Origin of the sequence: Nocardiopsis eucommiae (assembly GCF_965344335.1) — a bacterium.
Lineage (GTDB): Bacteria > Actinomycetota > Actinomycetes > Streptosporangiales > Streptosporangiaceae > Nocardiopsis > Nocardiopsis eucommiae.
The window spans coordinates 113,878-131,976 of record NZ_CBDRIY010000007.1; the positions used below are offsets into that span (position 1 = coordinate 113,878).

An 18,099-nucleotide genomic window follows, 5' to 3' on the forward strand; every position below is an offset into this window, starting at 1 on the left:
CGACTTGTACGCTCGTTCCCCGGCTGTGCCCCTGTCCCGGAAGGCGAACCACGTGGCGTCCCGAAGCGAACTCAGCTCCCGCATCACACGTGCCCTGTTCGAGGTCTTGAGTGAGCATCCGGAGGGCCTCCACAAGAATTCGGTCCAGGAGCGTGTTCGCGACTCGATTCCTGACCTGGAGACGGGATGGGTCAAGGTGGTGGAAGGCACGACCACCCCGTCCATGCACATGGGATGGATTGCCACCGAAGCGGTCAAGGCTGGCTGGATACGCAAGGACGGCAACGGCACTTGGACGCTGACTGGGGCGGGCCTGCACATTCTTTCTGAGGCGAGTGACGGAAGTGAGCTCTACCGCCTCATCCGAACTCGGTACCTGACGTGGAGGCGGAAGCAGAGCGAACACGAATGTGCCTACGCCGTGCTCCAGTCCCTGCCTGAAGGGGGTTGGGTGGCTCTGCCCGATCTCGCCATGTTGACGGGCCTGGACGAGGGGTGCTTGGCCCAGCACCTCTCCGCGGTCCGGCCCGAAGGCTGGCACCGCGTTCTCGACGAGGAAGCCCGGTCCCCCGCTTCGGCGCATCTCACTGAGCGGGAGAACTCCGAGGCCAACAAGTTGTTGGAGGCGGATGCCATCCTCGGGCCCGGAGGTTGGACGCTCACGAGCTACCGTGTCTCCCTCAAGGAGTTGCGGGATCTGCTCGGATCGACCGCGCGGGAAGACACACAGGAGGAAACCAACGTTCCCCCGAGGGCCTGGTTGCTCCGCAGCACTGGCGTCGGTGGCGACTCGAGCGTCGATGCGCTCTGGTTGGCGCGCGGCATCTGCGCCATACCCTCGGCAGGCGCCGACACCCTGCGCACAGGGGTGAGCGAAGCCGAGGTGCGCGACACCGTGCAGCAGCTACTGCCGCACTGGTCGGTCAGGGAACACGACCAGCTGAGCTACGCGCTGCACAGCTTCGTCTCCAAGATGCGCGCCGGGGACACCCTCCTGACCAACGTGGGTCGGCAGGTCCACCTCGGAACGGTGTCCGATAGCGAGCTGGAAAGCAATGTCTCGCTCCTGCCAGGCCACCTGATACGTCGCATTGACTGGCACACACGATCCGCGCCGCTGGACGTGTTCGCGGATCTCTCGACCGAGCTCGCATCCAGAATCGGCACACCCAACGCTGACCTGCTCGACCTCACCGGTTTCTCCCAGGAACTGGACGAGCTCCTTTCCGGAGCTTCGCATCGTCCCTCGACACCGATGGAGGCCGCACTCCCTTCTCCGACACCCGAGCTCGCGCACCGCGTGTTCATGGACGAGGACTGGCTCGCCGAATGCGTCGATCTCCTGCGCGACAAACCCCAACTGGTCCTCTACGGTCCACCCGGAACCGGGAAGACTCACGTGGCTCAGGAACTCGCCCGCCACCTCACCAGTGACCGACCCGAGAACGTCCAACTCGTCCAGTTCCATCCGTCCTACTCCTACGAGGACTTCTTCGAGGGGTACCGGCCGTACCCCGGTGACGCGGAACGATCCGCAGGCTTCACTCTGACTCACGGACCGCTGCGCACGCTCGCCAGCGCCGCTCGCCGGCACCCAGCGGAACCGTTCGTCCTCATCATCGACGAGATCAACCGAGGCAACCTCGCAAAGGTCTTCGGAGAGCTCTACTTCCTACTGGAGTACCGGAACAGATCCGTCCGCCTTCTGTACGGTTCCGAGGGCGACGCCGGGTTCGTCCTCCCTCAGAACCTCATCATCATCGGCACGATGAACACCGCGGACCGCTCGATCGCTCTTGTCGACACGGCGATGCGCCGACGTTTCTGGTTCACCGAACTGCACCCCAGCTCCGCACCAGTGTCGTCAGTCCTGCGACGCTGGTTGGAACATCACGCTCTGCCGGCCACCCCGGCTCTGCTGTTGGACGAACTCAACAGCCGGATCGAGGACCACGACTTCCGTGTCGGCCCCTCATACCTGATGAGAACATCGGTCCACGAATCCGCCGCCGGTCTGGAACGCGTCTGGCGACACCAGATCCTGCCACTGCTCGAGGAGCACCACTACGGCGACGGCACGGACGTGCCCGCGAGGTACGGACTCGAGTCCCTGTACAGGGCTTTGGGACTGGACGAGCGGCCATGACCGGGGTCCTGCGGCTGACCGAGCACAGGCCGCAGCGAGGTGTTCCCCTCACGACCGCGCAGGCCGCGCTGCTCACCGTGTCGAAACTGGTCACCGTGACTCCGGAACCCGGCGGCGACTGGTGCGTCACCGCTGACCGCGAAATGGTCGGATCCACGCGGCTGAGCTCGGCGCAGACCTCAATCGATCTGGTCATCACCCCCAAGCTGCCCGTCCGGCGGTTGTTCTTCCTCCTCGGCCACGCGCAGAAGGGCGTCGAATGGCACCGGCACGCCACGAACGTCGAGGAGCACCAAGAGCTGGTTCCCGCCATCGCGCATGCCTTCGCGCGCATGTGTGAGAGTGCCCTGAACCAGGGGGTTCTCCAGGGCTACAGAACCGTCGAGGAGTCGTCGACTGTTCTCCGGGGCCGTTTGCGGACCGCCGACCAGATCCGTCACCGTTTCGGCAGGCCCCTGCCCGCGGAGATTCGCTACGACGACCACACCGTGGACATCCCGGAGAACCGGCTTCTGTTGACCGCAGCACGGAAGCTGCTTCGTGAGCGGGACCTCGCACCCGCCACCCGCGCGCTTCTTCGCCGGATCCTCGTCCGACTGGATGGGGTGAGCTCTCTTGACCCCCGCCAGGGCCTTCCCACCTGGAGTCCGAGTCGGCTGAATGCCCGTCTCCAGTCGCCTCTCCGTCTGGCCGAAATCGTTCTGAGGTCCGGTTCCTACGAGTTCGAGGAAAGCCCCGGTCTACGCGCTGACGGTCTCGTCCTGCGCATGTGGCAGGTCTTCGAGGATTTCGTGACCCGTGCCCTCACCGAAGCGCTGCGTTCCACCGGCGGACGCTGCCTGCTGCAGGATCGGCGCTTCCACCTCGACCACGCAGAAACCGCCCAACTCCGCCCAGACCTCGTCTACGAGCCGCCAGGGGCCCACAGTCCTGGCGGAGTGGTGGACGTCAAGTACAAGCAGGTCAAGGGCGCTGGAGGCAACACGGGTGACCTCTACCAGCTGTTGGCCTATTGCACGCGCCTCAACCTGCCCGAGGGCCACCTGGTCTATGCGGCGGGCCCAGGAACTGCGACCACGCGTCACCACCTCCACGGAGGTCCGGGCGTCACCGTCCACCAGCACGCGCTGAACCTGGACACCGAACCGGATGTGCTACTCACCCAGGTGGACACCATCGCCACCGAGCTGCGCACGCCTGTATGAGGCTCGAGCTCTTCCCCGGCGAGCGGTGCGCGCCCCAGGAGAACCGAACTGACGTCCGCCCGAAGTCAGAACTCACGTACGAATAACACTTTCCAAGCTGTGCATTTCACCAATGGTGACATTAGCGGAAGAAAAATGTCAGCGAACCTTGGCACACTCCGGGACAGCACCGCTTACCACCTTGAACCGGAGAACCACATCATGAACTTCCACCACTACGTACCGGAACCGGCATGGGACGAGCTGCTCCGCGGTGGCACTCGCCGGTCCTATTCTCCAAGCGCTCCTCTGATGCAGCAGGGCCAAACATCGGACTCCGTTGTTGTACTGATCCAAGGGACCGTCAAGGTCACCGAGAGTTCTCGGGCTGGGCAGGTCGTCCCGTTGGCACTGCGAGGTCCCGGTGAACTCCTGGGTGAAGTAGGCGTACTCCTGAATCAGCCCAGGAGCGCTTCCGTGTGGGCAGTGAACAGGTGCGTCGGTCACAGCATCCCCGCTTCCACGTTTCGCTCCCTGGTGGAGCGGAAGCAACTGACCGGAGCATTGCACCGCTTCGCCCTCAATCGCTCGCTCGAGAAAGAAGCCCACCTCCGAAGCCTCAGGTGTGACCCGACAGAGATCCGCATGGCGCGCTTCCTCACCCACCTCGCGCTCGAGGTGGGTGAGCGCAACGGACAGAGTGTCACCATCCAGCTCGGGATGGACCGAGCGGAGCTAGGGCTCATGCTCCGGATGAGCCGCGCGACTGCAATCGAGACCCTGGGGCAACTCAAAGCGCTCGGACTCATCAAATGTGGACGAAAGCACATCGAGGTCGCAGATATTGAAGCGCTTGGTCTCTACACGAGCCAGGAGATGAGAAACGTGATCTGACCCACGCGCCAACGTCCAGAATCAGACGATATCCCCGCTCGTCACAAACGATGCTCCGAACATGAACGAAATCAGGATGTTCGGAAGCCGGACGATGACGCTCTGGGACTCACAGAAGCTAAACCCCTACCGAGCTGTGGTCGCGGTGGACGCCCGGGACTTCGGCTCGCTCGACAGCGAAGGCATGGCGGTGGTGAACGAGGACGTCCTACTCCTCTTGAGCGAGGCAATGTCCGCTGTCGGTCTCGATACCTGGGAAGAGCGCTACTTCGGCCAGCACACCGGCGACGGGTACGTGGCAGGTGTCGACCCGGAACACCTTCCCGCGCTGGTGAGCTGCCTTCCCCGCGCACTGAACGACGTACTGCGTGACCACCCACGGCCTGACGGCCGACCGCTCCAGCTCCGCCTCAGCGTGCATGTCGGGCCACTCCCCGACAGCGGCATCGGCGAACCCATGGTGGAAACCCACCGGCTACTGGACGACGACCGGCTCCGCGGCCTGCTCTCGCGTGCCACTCCGGCTCTGACTCCGCTGGCCATGATCGTCTCCGAGCGAGCCTACGAGGACGTCTACCGCAGCGGCTGCGCGACCAACGGAGCCGGTCCGCAGGAGTTCGCCCACTGTCTGGTACGGGTGAAGTCCTTCGAGAAGCCCGCCTGGATACACGTCCCCGGACTCGACTGGGCTCTTGCCGACCCAGATCTACTCCTCACCGAGCAGAGGCAGGCACCCAACCCTGTCTCCTCGGAGCGGGCGGATCTCAGACAGCCACCAGTATCCAAGTTCAGCGCCAAGGGCAACGGCACCATCGTCCAGACCGAGCACTTCACCAACCACAGCATCAACAACCACCCCGGGGGCGACCGATGACTACAAACCATATGCAAGTGCAGACCGGAGGAACAGGTGTCCAGGCCCACAACGCGTTCTTCGGTGAAGAGTACGTCGCTCCCGAACCCGTCTCATGGGACGACCTGAGGGCTTCCGGTGCCGACTTCGTCGAACCCGGTGAGACAGCGCAGTGGCACGCCGCCCAAACCGCTCTGCAGCGCCACGGCCTCATCGTGCTGGTGGGTGCGATTGGCAGCGGCCGCGGAATCCTAGGACTACGCCTTCTCCGGCTTGCGCTCCCACCCAATGGAAGCATCTACCGCCTGAACCCTGACTGGTCGAAGCCCAAGACCAAGTACCTCCCAGAGCTCCAAAGAGAAGGGGTAGTACTGGACTTGTCCTTCACCTCCCATGAGCTTCCGGATGAGGACTTCGGGCGACATTTGGTCGACTACGGCAAGCAGAACCTGCAACGTCGCCAGTACACCGTGGTCCTTTCGACACCAGAGCTTTGGGACGGTTCACTGGCTCACGCAACCCAGCAGGTCACGTTCCGGTTCGATGGTCCCGACCCCACAACACTCATCACGAGGAACCTCAAGCTACGCAAAAGTGAGGATCGAGTCGGTTGGTTGTCCGAGAGTGGCGTCGCCGCGATCATCTCCTCCCGGCCACGACCGTCGGATGCCCTTCGGCTCTCGGAAATCATCTCTGCTTCCTTGGATAAAGAGGACCTCGCGAAAAGGCTGGGTGAGTTCACCGGGTGGCGGGAGTACATCGAAGGCAGACTGCTCTATCCAGCGGATATCAAACCCGCACCTGACTTGCTCACCACCCGTACCGTACTCTGGTCGACGGCCCTGATCGATAAGGCCCCGGGACGATCCGTGATCGCCAGCTCCAACCTCCTTCTCGGACGCCTGGGAGTAGATCGGACTCCCGTTGCACTCGCCCAGGAACCGACCTTGGGGAAGAAGATGCAGGCCGCGCATGTGCCCCATGAGAACGGGATAGTGAACCTCAGCAAAGACCGCGCGAAGTTGGATCTCGCTGTGCTCCGCCATCTCCTGAAGGAGTTCCCTGGGATTCGGAAGCAGGTCCTAGAATGGATCGGAGAGGTTTTCGCGCTCGGGCCTTTGCCCAAGGGCGATGTCAAGCGGGCGATGGAACGCGTCGTTCACCTGGCATGCGAAGAGAACGACGCCGAACTATTGCGCACGGTTACCACGGACCTGTCCGAAGCACGGCATTCCATCGCAGTTCAGGTACTGACAGAGGCGGCGCTCAGCTCCGGAAATGGAGCCTACGTGCGCAACCAGCTGTACCGCTGGGTCAAGGGGAAGCCGAACAAGAACGCTCTGTCCCTCGTCACCGAGATCTGCGGGGGTGAACTGGGCACTCGTAAGCCAGAGATCGCGCTCATCCGACTCCGACTGGTAGCCGAGAACGATCAGAGCGATTCGACCGAGTTGGCCCGGGCCCTGGCAAATCTGGCCAGGACCGAACCCGACCTGGTTTTCAGAGCTCTACGTTCCTGGCTTTCGAAGGAAGAGCTCCAAGCTGCAGGCCGAGCGGCGTTCCTATCCCTGGCTGGCAGTTCCGCAGGGCGAACTCTCCTTCTCGGGCCGAACGGAGAACGCCTACGTTCGGCCGAGGATCGGACCTGGCTCGTGCAGACCTGGAGCAGGGCGGTGGAGGGACAGGACCTAGGGTCACCCGCGGGTCGTGCCTTCGCCGAGTGGTCGGAGCTAGTCAGCCAAGGCGAGCTCCCCAAGGAAAGCCAACAGCTGCTGGCTGAGGTGTTTAGGCGCGAACAGGATTCTTTGATGTACCAGTACATCGCAAAGGACACGCCGGGAAGTCGAGGCCTACTGAGGTTCATCATGGCCGACCCGAACGAGGAGGCCCCGTCCAAATGACCGCGTACCGAATTCGTCGGCAAGGACGGGTTCGCCTGAATTCCACGCTGCCTTCCGGGATCCCCGGTGTGGACCTACGTATGCGCGGAACCGCTTGGTACCGCTGCGGCCAGGGCAAGCTGTCCCTATCCGAACGGTCCGTGGCCCGGGCCGCAACCGTCGTCGCGGTGCAGGGGATCGCGCAGCGGGTCGAGCATCGTTCGTTTCCTGACATCGATCGCGATCTCCAGGAGAGGGTGACTCTGGAATTGGTCTCCTGGCAGCGAGCCGCGTCCACGATTCACCCTGATTTGAGCGTCTGCGCACGAGTCAGGCTACGCCTCAGCGCCGCGAGCAGGAAGCGACTAGCGGAGTATGACGCCGCACGCCGTCAAGCGCATATCGAGCGGGCAATGCTCAGCGACCAAGCCACACACTTGTGCAGACACATCCTTCACGATGCGGATATCGCACGTGCCTGGTGGTTACAACACCACGATGCATCGATCGAGTCCTGGGAAAAGTTCAACAGTGTCATCCTCCCTCTAGTGCGTAAGCAGGACGACCCACAGAGCCGGTACACACGAGCAGCCTCCCTCTTCGCCTCTCTGATCGAGCGAATGGAGACTGACGAGACTCGTTTTCAGGCCTTCCTCAACTTGGCTCGTGCTCTTGTCGATCAGATGAACTGGCAGGACCTGGCCAGCAAGCCGAACGACCCCCCGGTCCCGCCAACGAGTGACCGGCGCAATTCCCGAGCAGGTCACAACTGAACAAAGCGGGTGGGAGCTCTCAGCAGGGCTGAGGCACCCTCGACGTCGGCCAGCCTCGCGGACAACGTGCGCCGGGCCAGGTGCTCCGGTAGAGCCGCGTTGAACTTCAATCCGTCCAGTGCACGGATGGAGACCTCGGGAAGCACCACCCGTTCCTGGGCCGCCTGTTTGGCGGCGGCCCAGGAACGCGGGTCCAACTCAGGGTTGAGGCGCAGACAGGCGTCGTTGGGTTGCTGTTTGGGATCAGCGGCAGAACCGAGCGTGGCGGCCAGGGTCAGGTTGGCCCGTGCTCCCGCCCAGGTCCACCAGCGCAGGTCGCCGTTGGAGGCACGGACGATGACCGTTCCCCTGGGGTGGACCATGTCCAGATGTTCCTCACGAGCCTCAGCCAGGGCCTTGACCGCGCGCTGGGTGAGCCGCACCTTGGGGTCGGCTCCGAGCAGCACCTCCCGAACGGCTCGGGTCAGGGCGAAGAAGGAGCCCAGGTGACCGCCCGAGTCCCACTTGGCCTTGCCACCCCCGCCTTCGACCGGTTCGACCTGGCAGCGCTGTCGGCGCCAGTCCACCCAGGTGACCACCCAGGTACGACCGGCAAGAAGGAGGCGGCGGGGACCGGCTTCCTTCTCGTCCGCGGCCAACAGCGAAGGGTCCACGCGGCCGATCTCGGTACGCCCGTGCAGGGCGGTGAACTGGGGCGGCGCGGTGAAGACGCTGGTCAGTTCCATGAAGTGGCGGTGCCCGAAGCGCTTCTCCGCCTCGGGGCCGACCATCATCAACCCGCCGTCGAGGTCGATGAAGCCCTCGCGAACCAGGTGCGCTGCGATGGGCTCCCCCTTGCGGAACGGTTCCAGGTCACCCCACCACTCGGGCCACAGCTCTCGGGCCACCTGGGGTTCCTGCAGGCACAGGGCGAGCAGTTGCTGGGCGACGATGTGCCGGGGTTCCGGGGTGGGAACCACCGGTTCGACCCAGTGCTCGCCCCACAGGTGCAGGAGCGCGGCGGCGTCCAACAGGCCGGGCTTGTCCACCGCGAGGAACAGACAGTTGCGAGCACTCCCCTGGCGGCGCCCGGTGCGGCCGATGCGCTGCAGGAACGAGGCGACGGTCCCTGGCGCGTTGATCTGGATGACCCGGTCGAGGTCGCCCACATCGATGCCGAGCTCCAGGGTGCTGGTCGCAACGATGACGCAGTCGCGGGCCTCGGTGAAGGCCGCCTCGGCGCGGCGGCGTTCGTCCAGGGCAAGGGAGGCGTGTGACAGGAAGGTGGTCACCCCGAACTCGCGCAGGGTGTGGCCGAGTTCCTCCACGTACTTGCGGGAGTCGCAGAACACCAGGCGCTTCTCGCCCGCGTGGAGGGAGGCGATGACCTTGGCGGCGTTGCGCAGAGAACCCACGTAGTCGAGTTCGACCTCACCGGGCGGGGGGTCATCAGGGACATGGCCTGCCCGGGGCAGGCTCACCCCGGGGGCGATCACCCGCCCAGGTCGCTCACCGGACAAGGACCCCTGCAGCCAGGCCAGCAGCTCCTCGGGGTTGCCGACGGTCGCGGAGAGCCCCACCCGCTGGATCGGTCGCCCGGCCACCCGGGAAAGACGTTCCAGGACAGCGAGCAGATGCCAGCCCCGATCGTCCCCCGCGAAGGCGTGTACCTCGTCCACGACGATGCCGTGCAGGTTCTTGAAGAACGCCCGGTGGTCGACCTTGGTGCTCACGAGCATCGACTCGAGTGACTCGGGCGTGGTGAGCAGGATGTCGGGCCGGTTGCGCAGGATCCGCTGCCTCCCTGCCGAGGAGATGTCACCGTGCCACAGCTCGGCGGTACGGCCCATCCACCCTGCATAAGCCTGGGCCCGGGGCAGCAGGTTGTTGAGCAGCGCCTTGATGGGGCACACGTACAGCAGGGACAGCCCCTCCCCCGTTCGTCCGGCCATGGTGGTGAGTAGGGGGAACAGGGCCGCCTCGGTCTTACCTCCAGCCGTGGGCGCGAGCAGGATCGCGTCGTCTCCGTCGATGAGCGGGGCCAGGGCCTCGCGCTGCAGGGGGCGCAGCCCCGGCCACCCCAGGGTGTTGACGACGTGGTGGGCGAGGGTGGGATGCAGCAGGTCCAGGGTGCTGGGCTCCGCACCGGCGGGAGCCGAACCACCCACCCTGCTGCCCTCCCCTGCGGCGGAGGAGGCGTTCACAGGTCGAGCTCCACCTCGTCCGCGCTGTTGGCCCGCCGCACGTGGGCGCCGCGTTCGACCTCGGTCAGTTCACTGCCCCCCACGGTGAGGTGGTAGTGCAGACGGGGGTCGAAGTCCTCGTTCTGGTCCACCCGGTCCATCACGTCCACGAGCTTGCGCAGGTACAGCCTGGGCGCGATGCCGACCTTGCCACCCAGTTCACCCGCGACCGCCTCGGCGAAACCGAGCAGGTAACTGTCGTCCACCCGGCTCCGGACCCGCTGGGGTGCGTCGGCCCCGTCGGCGTACAGCTCCCGCACCGCGACCCCCAAATTGTGGAGCTTGTCCAGGTCGAAACCACCGAGGCGGATCTGGGAGGCGTACAGGTTGTCGTGCCGGGGGTCGGGGAGGAAGTCGGTGTGCAGTCGCTGGGCCAGGGGCGCCAGCCGCTGCACGCCCTGGGGGCCGTCGAAGAACGCCGGTGTTCCGGTGATGACCAGGTACAGCCCGGGAAATTGCTTGTTGGCGATCTCGTCCAGCAGCTGTCGCAGCGCGTTGAGCCCCTTCTCCCGGGTGTCGGTGCGGGCCCGCTGGAGGGTCTCCAGCTCGTCCAGGACGACCACCAGTCCCGGGTGGCCGCAGTCGCGCAGCAGCACCAGCAACCCCTTGAGCGCTGCCAGCGCGCCGAAGTGGTCGAGGTCGCCCTTGATCCCCGCGTAGCGCTTGGCCGCGGCGGCGACGTTGGGCTGTCCGCCCAGCCAGGCGATGAGTGCCTCGGCGATGGCTGGCTGTCCCTCGGCCTGGGCTCGGTGGTAGCCCCGGAGGGCTGCGGCGAACCCGGGGTTGGTGGCGGCGACCTCGGTGAGTCGACGCTCGAGGAGAGCTGCCACGGCCTGGTTGAGCGCCTCCTCGTCGGTCTCCTCCACCGTGCCGTCAGCGAGGACGTCCTCTTCCAGGGAGTACACCCAGTTGTCGACGATCTCGCGCAGCGCGCTGGGGGGCTGGGTGGACGTGGTGAGCCGTTCGGTCAGGCGCCGGTAGACGGTTTCCAGCCGGTGCAGCGGCGTCTCGGTCTCGGAGATCTGGATCTCGGTGACCGCGAAGTTGGCTCGCTTGGCCCGCTCACCCAGCCACCGGACGAAGAACGTCTTGCCGGAGCCGTACTCACCGCGCACGGCCTTGAAGTCGGCCCCGCCGGTGCTGACGTTGCCGAGTTCCTTGTCGAGGGCGTTCTCGTAGCGGTCGAGTCCGACGGCGAACAGGTCGAGGCCACCGTGCGGGACGGTGCCGCGGCGCAGGGCGCCGACGACCTCCTCACGGCGTGCGGCGCTGACGGAGTTCACGCTCGGCCCCCTCGGAGGAACTGCTGCTGGAGCAGGGCGGTGTTGAGTTCGACGCTACGGTCGCCGTCGGTCAGGGTGAGGACGGGGTAGGCCTCGACGTTGAGGACCTTGCCGACCATCTTGAGGAAGCGCACGGCTCGTGGGTGGCTCTGGGGCCCGTTGGCCGCACGGGAGGCCGCGCCGACGGGCAGGCGCGGGTTGCCTCCGCCCACGGCGGCGAGGGCGTCGACGAGCGAGGCGATCTCCTCCGCTGCCGGTGCCCGGCCGACCCTGCTGAGGCTGGCTTTGAACGCGGAGGTGTCGATCACCTGCGCCCCCAGGGTCTGGTCTCCGAAGAGAGCGGGGGTCTGCTCGGGCTGGGCCTGTTTCTTTCCCGGCCGTCGTTTCGGGGTGTTGGCGCCCTTCTCCTTCTGGGGAGCCCGGGTGGGGAACCCGGTGAGGTCGTCGAACCGCGTGTGGTGCCCGTTGTCGGCCGCCGGGGTGCTCTCCAGCGGTTGGGACCACCAGACCGGCTCGACCTCGGCCGGGCCCAGTCGCTGCCAGCCATGCGGGGCGGGGGCGTGGCCGCCCTCCCCCGAGCCTCGGCGTGCCGTCTCCACGGGTACGAACACCAGCACGGGGATGACCATCTCGGCCGCGGAGAAGCCGCCGTGGTAGCCGTCCTTGCGATCGGTGTAGCGGATGTCCTCCCGGTAGGGCACGACGAGGGTGCCGTCGCCGAACAGGACGCGGTCTCCGGTCGCGAGGATCTCCCCGGCACCGGGTTCCCCGACGCGGTAGCGGGCGGACTCCCCCGACACCGTCTTGGTGGCCTGCCCCCGGTCCCACACGTGACCGTGGTCGGAGGTGAGCACGACGGGGCGACCGGCCCGAGCCGCGGCGTCCAGGAGCGAACCGAGCTTGCCGATCTGCTTCGTGGACCAGGTGGCCTGGTCCGCTTCCCGGCCACGGGAGAGGGCGTCGTCGATGGTGTTGAGGACGACTCCGACGACGGTCTCGGCGTCGTCGATGTCCTCCTGTACCTGCGCGGGCAGGTGGAGCCCGGCACCGACCTCCAGGTCGCGCTGGTAGTAGAGCACCGCTCTGCGCTGACCGAAGGCCGTGCTCTTCCACAGGGCGGTGAAGCCGGAGCGTTCGCGGTCCTGTTTGCCCGTGGTGAGTTCGCCGGTGAGCAGGGATGCCCGCGAGCAGTTGGTGATGGAGGGGACGGTGGCCAGAGCGCCCTCGCGCACACCGGCCTGGGTTCCCTTCGAGGTGCGGCCGACCTCGGCCAGGCGTCCGCCTCCGTTGACGTCCTCCGCCAGCTGGACGGCGACCTCCACGCTCATTCCGTCGAGCACGATGACGAGCGGTGCCTGGTCCTGTGCAATCGGCAGGGCCACTCGGTTGAGGAGGTTCTCGGCCCGCAGTTGGGTGTCGGTGGGTGCGTGCCCGCTGTTCCAGCGGTTCACGGCGGTGGCGAAGGCCGCGTCAACGCGTGCACGCCAGTCGCGGACCCGCGTGTAGAGGGTGCCCAGGGCCTGGACGAAGACAGGCACGTCACCGTGGTGGTGCCAGATCGCCGAGGCCGCGCGGTCCACCCATCCGGTCTCCTGAACGTGGACCTGGATCCATCCGTGCGCGGTGCTGGGTGTGGTGGCCCCCAAAGGCTGATCTGCGGAACCGAGCGCCATGCGGCGCAGCAGTCGCACCGCGTTGGTGGCGGCGCGTGCCTGCTCCTGCTTGTCTCGGGAGTCGTGGCGGCGGTGGTCGCGCAGCCGCCCCAGTGCCCGTTCCACCTCCCGCAGGTCCTGCGGCAGGGGCCCTCCTCGTCCGTCCTCGCCCAGGGCGAGGGTGATCTGCCGCCCGAGTTCGGCCAAGCGGGTGTGCAGCCCCGCGTCGAGCAGTCGGCTGGCCTGGGCGACCGGTGCGGCGTCGAGCTGGAAGAGGAGCTCCTCGGTGCGGCGGACGGTCTCGTCGGCGTGGTCCTCCTCCGCACCGTCGAGCAACCGCACCAGGGACGCGGTGCAGGCGTTGCCGAACTCCCTCAGTTCTCCGGCCTGTGGCTGGTTGGCGCCGAAGTACCGTTCCTGGGCACGGATCAGGGCGTGCTGGGCCGCGCGGGCCGCGTCGCGGTCCCCGTCTGGGCGGTCCTCCTGGGCGGCCTCGTCGAGTTCGGACAGGGTGAGGCCGATGGGGACGGCGTCGAGCGCGTGGCCGCGGTCCAGGAGTTTGAACAGCACCCGCGGGACGGCTCCGAGGTTCTCCTCGACCTCGCGGCGCAGGTCCTCCCGTTCGTCCTCGTGCAGACGGGTGAATGCGGCCACGGAGGCGGGGTTGCGGGTCCACTCCAGGAGCGCCGCGCTGTCCACCTGTTCGCCGGGTTTGCGGCCGAAGCGCGCGGAGACGGCGATGGACAGTGCCTGTTCGAGCTTGAGCACACCGGTGCCCAGTTTGAGCTGGTGGGTCGCCCTGATCTCGCGCAGGGTGTCGGCCAGCCAGCTCAGTCGGCCCGAGTACAGCCGAGGGTCGATCCGGGTGACCTTGAGTTCGCCGCGCAGCAGCTCCCAGTCGTCGAGGCGGACCACCTCCTCGCCGAGGAAGCGTCCCAGCAGCGCCTCACCGAGGTCGGCGGGGTCGAGCGGGGTGAGGACGACCACGTGGTCGACGTCCTCGTGGTTGCCGCTCAGCGCGTGCACGAGGGTCAGGACGCTGTCGGCACCCACCACCCGTACGGTTCGCTGCTCGTTCGTGCCCTGCCCCGTCTCGATCTGCACGGTGAGGGTGTCGGTGCCGTCCCAATGGGGGGCCGCGGACAGGGCCAGAGCGGTGGCGCCGGAACGCGGGTGGCCCTTGGCGACGCGCCGGGCCTCGGCGTCCAGCGCGCGCTCCAGCGCGCCGGCCACGCTCTCCGCACTCACCCGTCCCAGCGCCGGGGCGGTGGGACGGGACGCACCGGCCCGGGTGGTGGCGCTGTTCACTCGGCCTCCCGAATGGTGATCTGGATCTTGCGGTCCTCGGGGATACCGAGTCGGGTGCGCAGCTCGGCGACGGCCGCGTCCACGCCAACCCCGGGGTCGACTGTGGCCCAGGCCCCGGCGGGAGTGGCGGGGGGCTGCGGCAGGGTGGGTTCGTGTTCGACGCGCACCCCGGTGTGCTCCGGCCAGGTGCCGCCACCCCGCTTTGTGTGCGGCGGAGTCCCCCGTCCTCCGGATGCCTCACGGATGATGAGGTTGTTCAGCGCGCTGGCGGCGCTGTTGGCGGAGCTGAGGGCGGTGGCCAGTTTCTGGGTGCTCTCGTTGTGCCGCGCGGCCTCCCGAAGCGCGCCCAGGATCTGCTCGGCCCGGCTGGAGTGTGTGCCACCCGCATGGATGATGGTCTCCAGCGACTCCAGCAGGTCCCACCGGGCGGCGGCCAGGGCCTGGGCGAGGTTACCCGCCCCCGTGATGCTGAGGTGGTAGACGCCGCTCTGCTCGGGCAGGTCGGTCTGGCCGAGCGCCCTGACCAGTTCGGTGTCGTCCGCCAACCCGCTGAGTCGGCCGAGGAGCTCGTCCGCAGCGCGTGCGGTGCGCAGGCGCGGGGCCTCTTCGTTCAGTCCGAGCACCTGGGTGTGCCTGGTGAGTTCACGGACCAGGTGTTCGCTGCCCGCTTGGAGCCGGTGTGCCTGTTCCTTGAGCTGTTCGGCCATGCGCTGCACGGACCGGCTGTTGAGCAGCGGCTGGGCGGGGAGCCCGAAGATCCGCTGTGCGCGCTCGTTGGCCTGCTGGAAGTCCTCCTCGGAGGGCAGCTCCTGGCGGCGGAGCACGATGTCGTCGGCGAGCTGGCCGATGTCCGCGCCGGTGTAGCGCTTGCCCGCCCGGATCCAGGCCCGGTCGCTCTGTACGGCGTAGACGAGGACCAGCAGGTCGACGATGTCCTCGGGGAGCCCCTGCCCGTCCTCGCGGGCACGGATCCACTTCTTGAGGTCGCCGACGCGCACGTCGGTGCTGGTGGGCATGTTGAGCTTGACGAACCGGTCGATCTCGCGCTGCCAGTCGTCCCGCAGCACGAAGACCTCGCCGACGGTGGCGATGCGCAGCGGACCGGCGATGTGTCGCAGGGTGGGTAGGTCGCTCTTGGGGGCGTTCTCGTACCGGTTGAGCTTGTCGGCCTTGGCCTCTTCCACCGCCTTGAGCACGATGCTGAGGTCGCCGCGCCGCAGCGCGGACTTCCTGGTGGGGCTGGCCAGGTCGGGGTGCTCGGGGTAGAGGTGGTCCAGGAGCTTGGTGGTGATCCGCTCGAGGGCGGCCGGGAACTGGCTGCCGGCCTCCAAAGGGATGTTCAGGCCCTGCGGCATCGGCTCGATGTGCGGGTCGGCGGGGGCGCCGTAGTCGCTGCTGTCCCGCTCCACCTCCACCAGTCCGTAGGCCCCGCGCAGCAGGTTGCTGATCTGTGCGATGAGCTGGTTGCGCTGGTTGTCCAGCTGGGCGCGGGCCTCACGGCGGTCGTCGCTACTCCAGTCGGGTGCCTTCTCCTCGATCACGTTGGGTTCGAGGAGGTACTCCATCATGAGGATCCGGCGGGCGTCCTCCAGCTTGCCCGGCGACAGGAACGTCGGAAGCCAGACCAGACCCGGAACGGTCTCGCCGAACTCCTCCCGCAGGGCCTGCACACGGTAGCGGTCTTCGGAGGGGCTGTGGTCGCCGTCGTCGAACGGGTAGTCGATGACCACCCGGACGGCGTTCGTGGCGACCGGCCGGAACTCCTCCCGGCCGAGGTCGTCGGTGGAGCGCACGTTGCCGAAGACCAGCTCGACGGCGCGCTGGGTGCCGCGCCAGACCACCCCGGCGCGCTCGGCCCCCGGCTCCAGCCTGAACTGCTCCCACAGTAGGCGCTGGAACAACCGACGCAGGGCGTGGTCGTTGGCGGCGGAGTAGGCGCTGCGCATCAGGGACTCGGTGTCCACTCGCAGCAGGTTCAGGGACAGGGTGGGGTTGTCGCTCTGCGCGCCGACCCGCACCTCACCGAACTGGGCTGCCATGTCCTGGAAGAACGTGGTGGCCGCCTTGACGTCCTGCCCGGGGCGGCGGGCCTTGACGATGCCCTGGTTGAGCGCCATCGCCCGGCCCACGGTGAGGTCCTTGAGCGCGGGCACGTTGGGAGTGAGCGCGCTCAGCAGGAGGGTCTTGACCAGCAGGTCGTCCCGGCGGAACGGGGAGCGCACGTCCAGACCGGCCACCTCTGCCTTGGTGACCTCGTGCTTCTCCAGCAGCCAGGGCTGGACCTTGTTGAGGTAGAAGTTGCTGATCTTGGCGTACTCGGCGCTGAGGTGGTCCTTGAAGGGCTTGGCCTCGCCCTCGATGAGCACGTCGAAGACGGCGCCGATCGGCACCATCTGGCCCACGGGCAGGGTGGTGCGGTACTTGACCAGCAGTTCCAGGAGGAGCTTGATGGCGCTGCGCTGGCGCTGCAGGGCGTAGGACATCTCCACTAGGACGTGCAGCGCGGCGGGGCTGAACGGGTAGAGGCTGCGGAAGTCCTCCCAGGTGCTGGTGTCGGCTCCGCCCGCGCTGTCGAGGAGGGTGTCGCGTACCTCGGCCCGGCTGCCGCGCATCCGCTCGAAGGCCGCGTCGATCTCGGCGGCGGCCTCGTCGCTGCGGGGCTTGATGAGGCGGTGGCGGGCGATCTCGGTGAGGTTGGCGTCGGCGAGCTTGATGTGGCCGAAGCGGCCGTCCCAGTAGCTGATGGTCTGGGAGATGCCCTCGGTGCCTCCGCCGAGGCCGACGAGTTCGCGCAGGTCCCGCTGGCGGGGCACGAAGCTGATGATGGGGGCCGGGCGGTGGCTGTGCGAGGACTCCACCAGCTTGGCGATCTTCTGCACCTCGCTGCTGATCCGGCCCTCGTCGCCGATGAAGGCGGTGAAGCGCAGGATCAGCTCGTCCAGGAGCAGGACGACGGCGTCGCAGCCCAGGTGCTTCTTGGCGTGGCGGCTGATGACGGACAGGCCCTCGTCGATGCTGACGTAGGCACCGCTGGAGTCCCCCACCGCGCTGGTGTAGCGCTTGAAGGGACCGCTGATCAGGGCACTGATCAGCTCTTGGCGCAGGCCCTGCTCGGTGGCGACCTCGGTGTCCGGGTGGACGGCGAAGGCGGCGTCGAGGGTCTCGGTGCTCCAGGTGGAGGGGCCGGCGAGCTCCCCCCAGACGTCGTCGAACTCACCCTCGGCGGAGTCGCCCCGGGACGGCAGCAGGTCGATGAACGCCTCGTCCCCCGTGCGGGCGCGCTGCTCACGAGCGTCCTCCAGCAGTCCGTCCGCGCGGTAGACCGCCGGGACCGGAGCGTCCGGGTACTCGTGACGCACCTGGCGCACGTACCCGCCGAGGATGTTGGCCTCGATGGAGACGTCCTTCTCGACCAGGTGCGCCTTGACCTCGATGAACTTCTTCCCGGACAGCCAGCTGTCGTGCTTGGCGAGCAGGTCGGCCAGGCCGGGCTTGCTCCGGGCGTCCGGGTGGTGGTCCAGGATCGCGGAGAGCACCGCGAGGAAGTGGCTCTTACCGGCACCGAAGGAACCGTGCAGGTAGGCGGCCTGGGACTTGCCGTCGGTGACCGAGGAGCGGATGGTCTCCAGGGCCTGGTCGAAGCTCTCGGCCAGCTGGGGGGTGACCACGTACTCGGCGAGGGCCTGGGCCTGGCGGGTGGAGGTGCTCTCGGTGAGCTTGACGACCAGGTCGCCGTCCTGGACGGCGAGGGGGATGTCGATCAGGTCGCTGATCACTCGGCCGGTGCCGCTCGAACCAGGGGAAGGGGTCGTCATCGCCGGGGCGCGCCTTTCTGCGTTCTGCTCGGGGAGTGGGAACCGTGGGGCGCGGCCAGTGCGAACACGCCGGGCGCTGGGGCGTCCGG

10 protein-coding genes are annotated in these 18,099 nt (G+C 67.2%); 6 read left to right on the forward strand and 4 right to left on the reverse strand.

Annotated elements, in window-relative coordinates; translation table 11 throughout:
* Positions 1 to 52 precede the first annotated feature (52 nt).
* The 6 genes from ACRWK8_RS06355 to ACRWK8_RS06380 all read left to right on the forward strand — a co-directional run bounded on the left by ACRWK8_RS06355 (position 53) and on the right by ACRWK8_RS06380 (position 7,730).
* Complete coding sequence (locus ACRWK8_RS06355) at positions 53 to 2,146, forward strand: McrB family protein (protein WP_431868886.1); 2,094 nt, start codon at positions 53 to 55, stop codon at positions 2,144 to 2,146.
* Complete coding sequence (locus ACRWK8_RS06360; protein ID WP_431868888.1) at positions 2,143 to 3,351, forward strand: McrC family protein; 1,209 nt, start codon at positions 2,143 to 2,145, stop codon at positions 3,349 to 3,351. Before ACRWK8_RS06355 ends, ACRWK8_RS06360 begins: the two co-directional genes overlap by 4 nt.
* A 201-nt stretch (positions 3,352 to 3,552) precedes the next feature.
* Entirely contained in the window at positions 3,553 to 4,224 is a 672-nt protein-coding gene (locus ACRWK8_RS06365; protein WP_431868960.1) for a Crp/Fnr family transcriptional regulator, read from the forward strand.
* Positions 4,225 to 4,285: 61 nt separating this feature from the next.
* Positions 4,286 to 5,098, forward strand: coding sequence for a hypothetical protein (locus ACRWK8_RS06370; protein WP_352387915.1), 813 nt, complete (start codon positions 4,286 to 4,288; stop codon positions 5,096 to 5,098).
* Between the two features lie 17 nt (positions 5,099 to 5,115).
* Positions 5,116 to 6,978 carry a hypothetical protein gene (locus tag ACRWK8_RS06375; RefSeq protein WP_431868891.1) on the forward strand — a complete coding sequence of 621 codons (1,863 nt, stop codon included), beginning with the start codon at positions 5,116 to 5,118 and terminating at the stop codon, positions 6,976 to 6,978.
* On the forward strand, positions 6,975 to 7,730 hold the full coding sequence (locus ACRWK8_RS06380; protein WP_431868893.1) for a hypothetical protein: 756 nt from the start codon (positions 6,975 to 6,977) through the stop codon (positions 7,728 to 7,730). Before ACRWK8_RS06375 ends, ACRWK8_RS06380 begins: the two co-directional genes overlap by 4 nt.
* Here the strand turns inward: ACRWK8_RS06380 and ACRWK8_RS06385 are convergent.
* From ACRWK8_RS06385 to ACRWK8_RS06400, 4 genes are read right to left on the reverse strand one after another with little or no spacing between them, the layout of a single operon-like run.
* On the reverse strand, positions 7,721 to 9,877 hold the full coding sequence (locus tag ACRWK8_RS06385) for a DEAD/DEAH box helicase (RefSeq protein WP_431868962.1): 2,157 nt from the start codon (positions 9,875 to 9,877) through the stop codon (positions 7,721 to 7,723). The two genes, ACRWK8_RS06380 and ACRWK8_RS06385, sit on opposite strands and share 10 nt — an antisense overlap.
* A gap of 32 nt (positions 9,878 to 9,909) precedes the next feature.
* Positions 9,910 to 11,235, reverse strand: coding sequence for a BREX system ATP-binding protein BrxD (gene brxD, locus ACRWK8_RS06390; protein ID WP_431868895.1), 1,326 nt, complete (start codon positions 11,233 to 11,235; stop codon positions 9,910 to 9,912).
* The gene (gene pglZ / locus ACRWK8_RS06395; RefSeq protein ID WP_431868897.1) at positions 11,232 to 14,195 is read right to left on the reverse strand and encodes a BREX-2 system phosphatase PglZ; all 2,964 of its coding nucleotides are present in this window, start codon (positions 14,193 to 14,195) and stop codon (positions 11,232 to 11,234) included. The genes brxD and pglZ overlap by 4 nt, the downstream gene beginning before the upstream one ends.
* The gene (locus tag ACRWK8_RS06400; protein ID WP_431868899.1) at positions 14,192 to 18,010 is read right to left on the reverse strand and encodes a DUF6079 family protein; all 3,819 of its coding nucleotides are present in this window, start codon (positions 18,008 to 18,010) and stop codon (positions 14,192 to 14,194) included. Before ACRWK8_RS06400 ends, pglZ begins: the two co-directional genes overlap by 4 nt.
* Positions 18,011 to 18,099 lie beyond the last annotated feature (89 nt).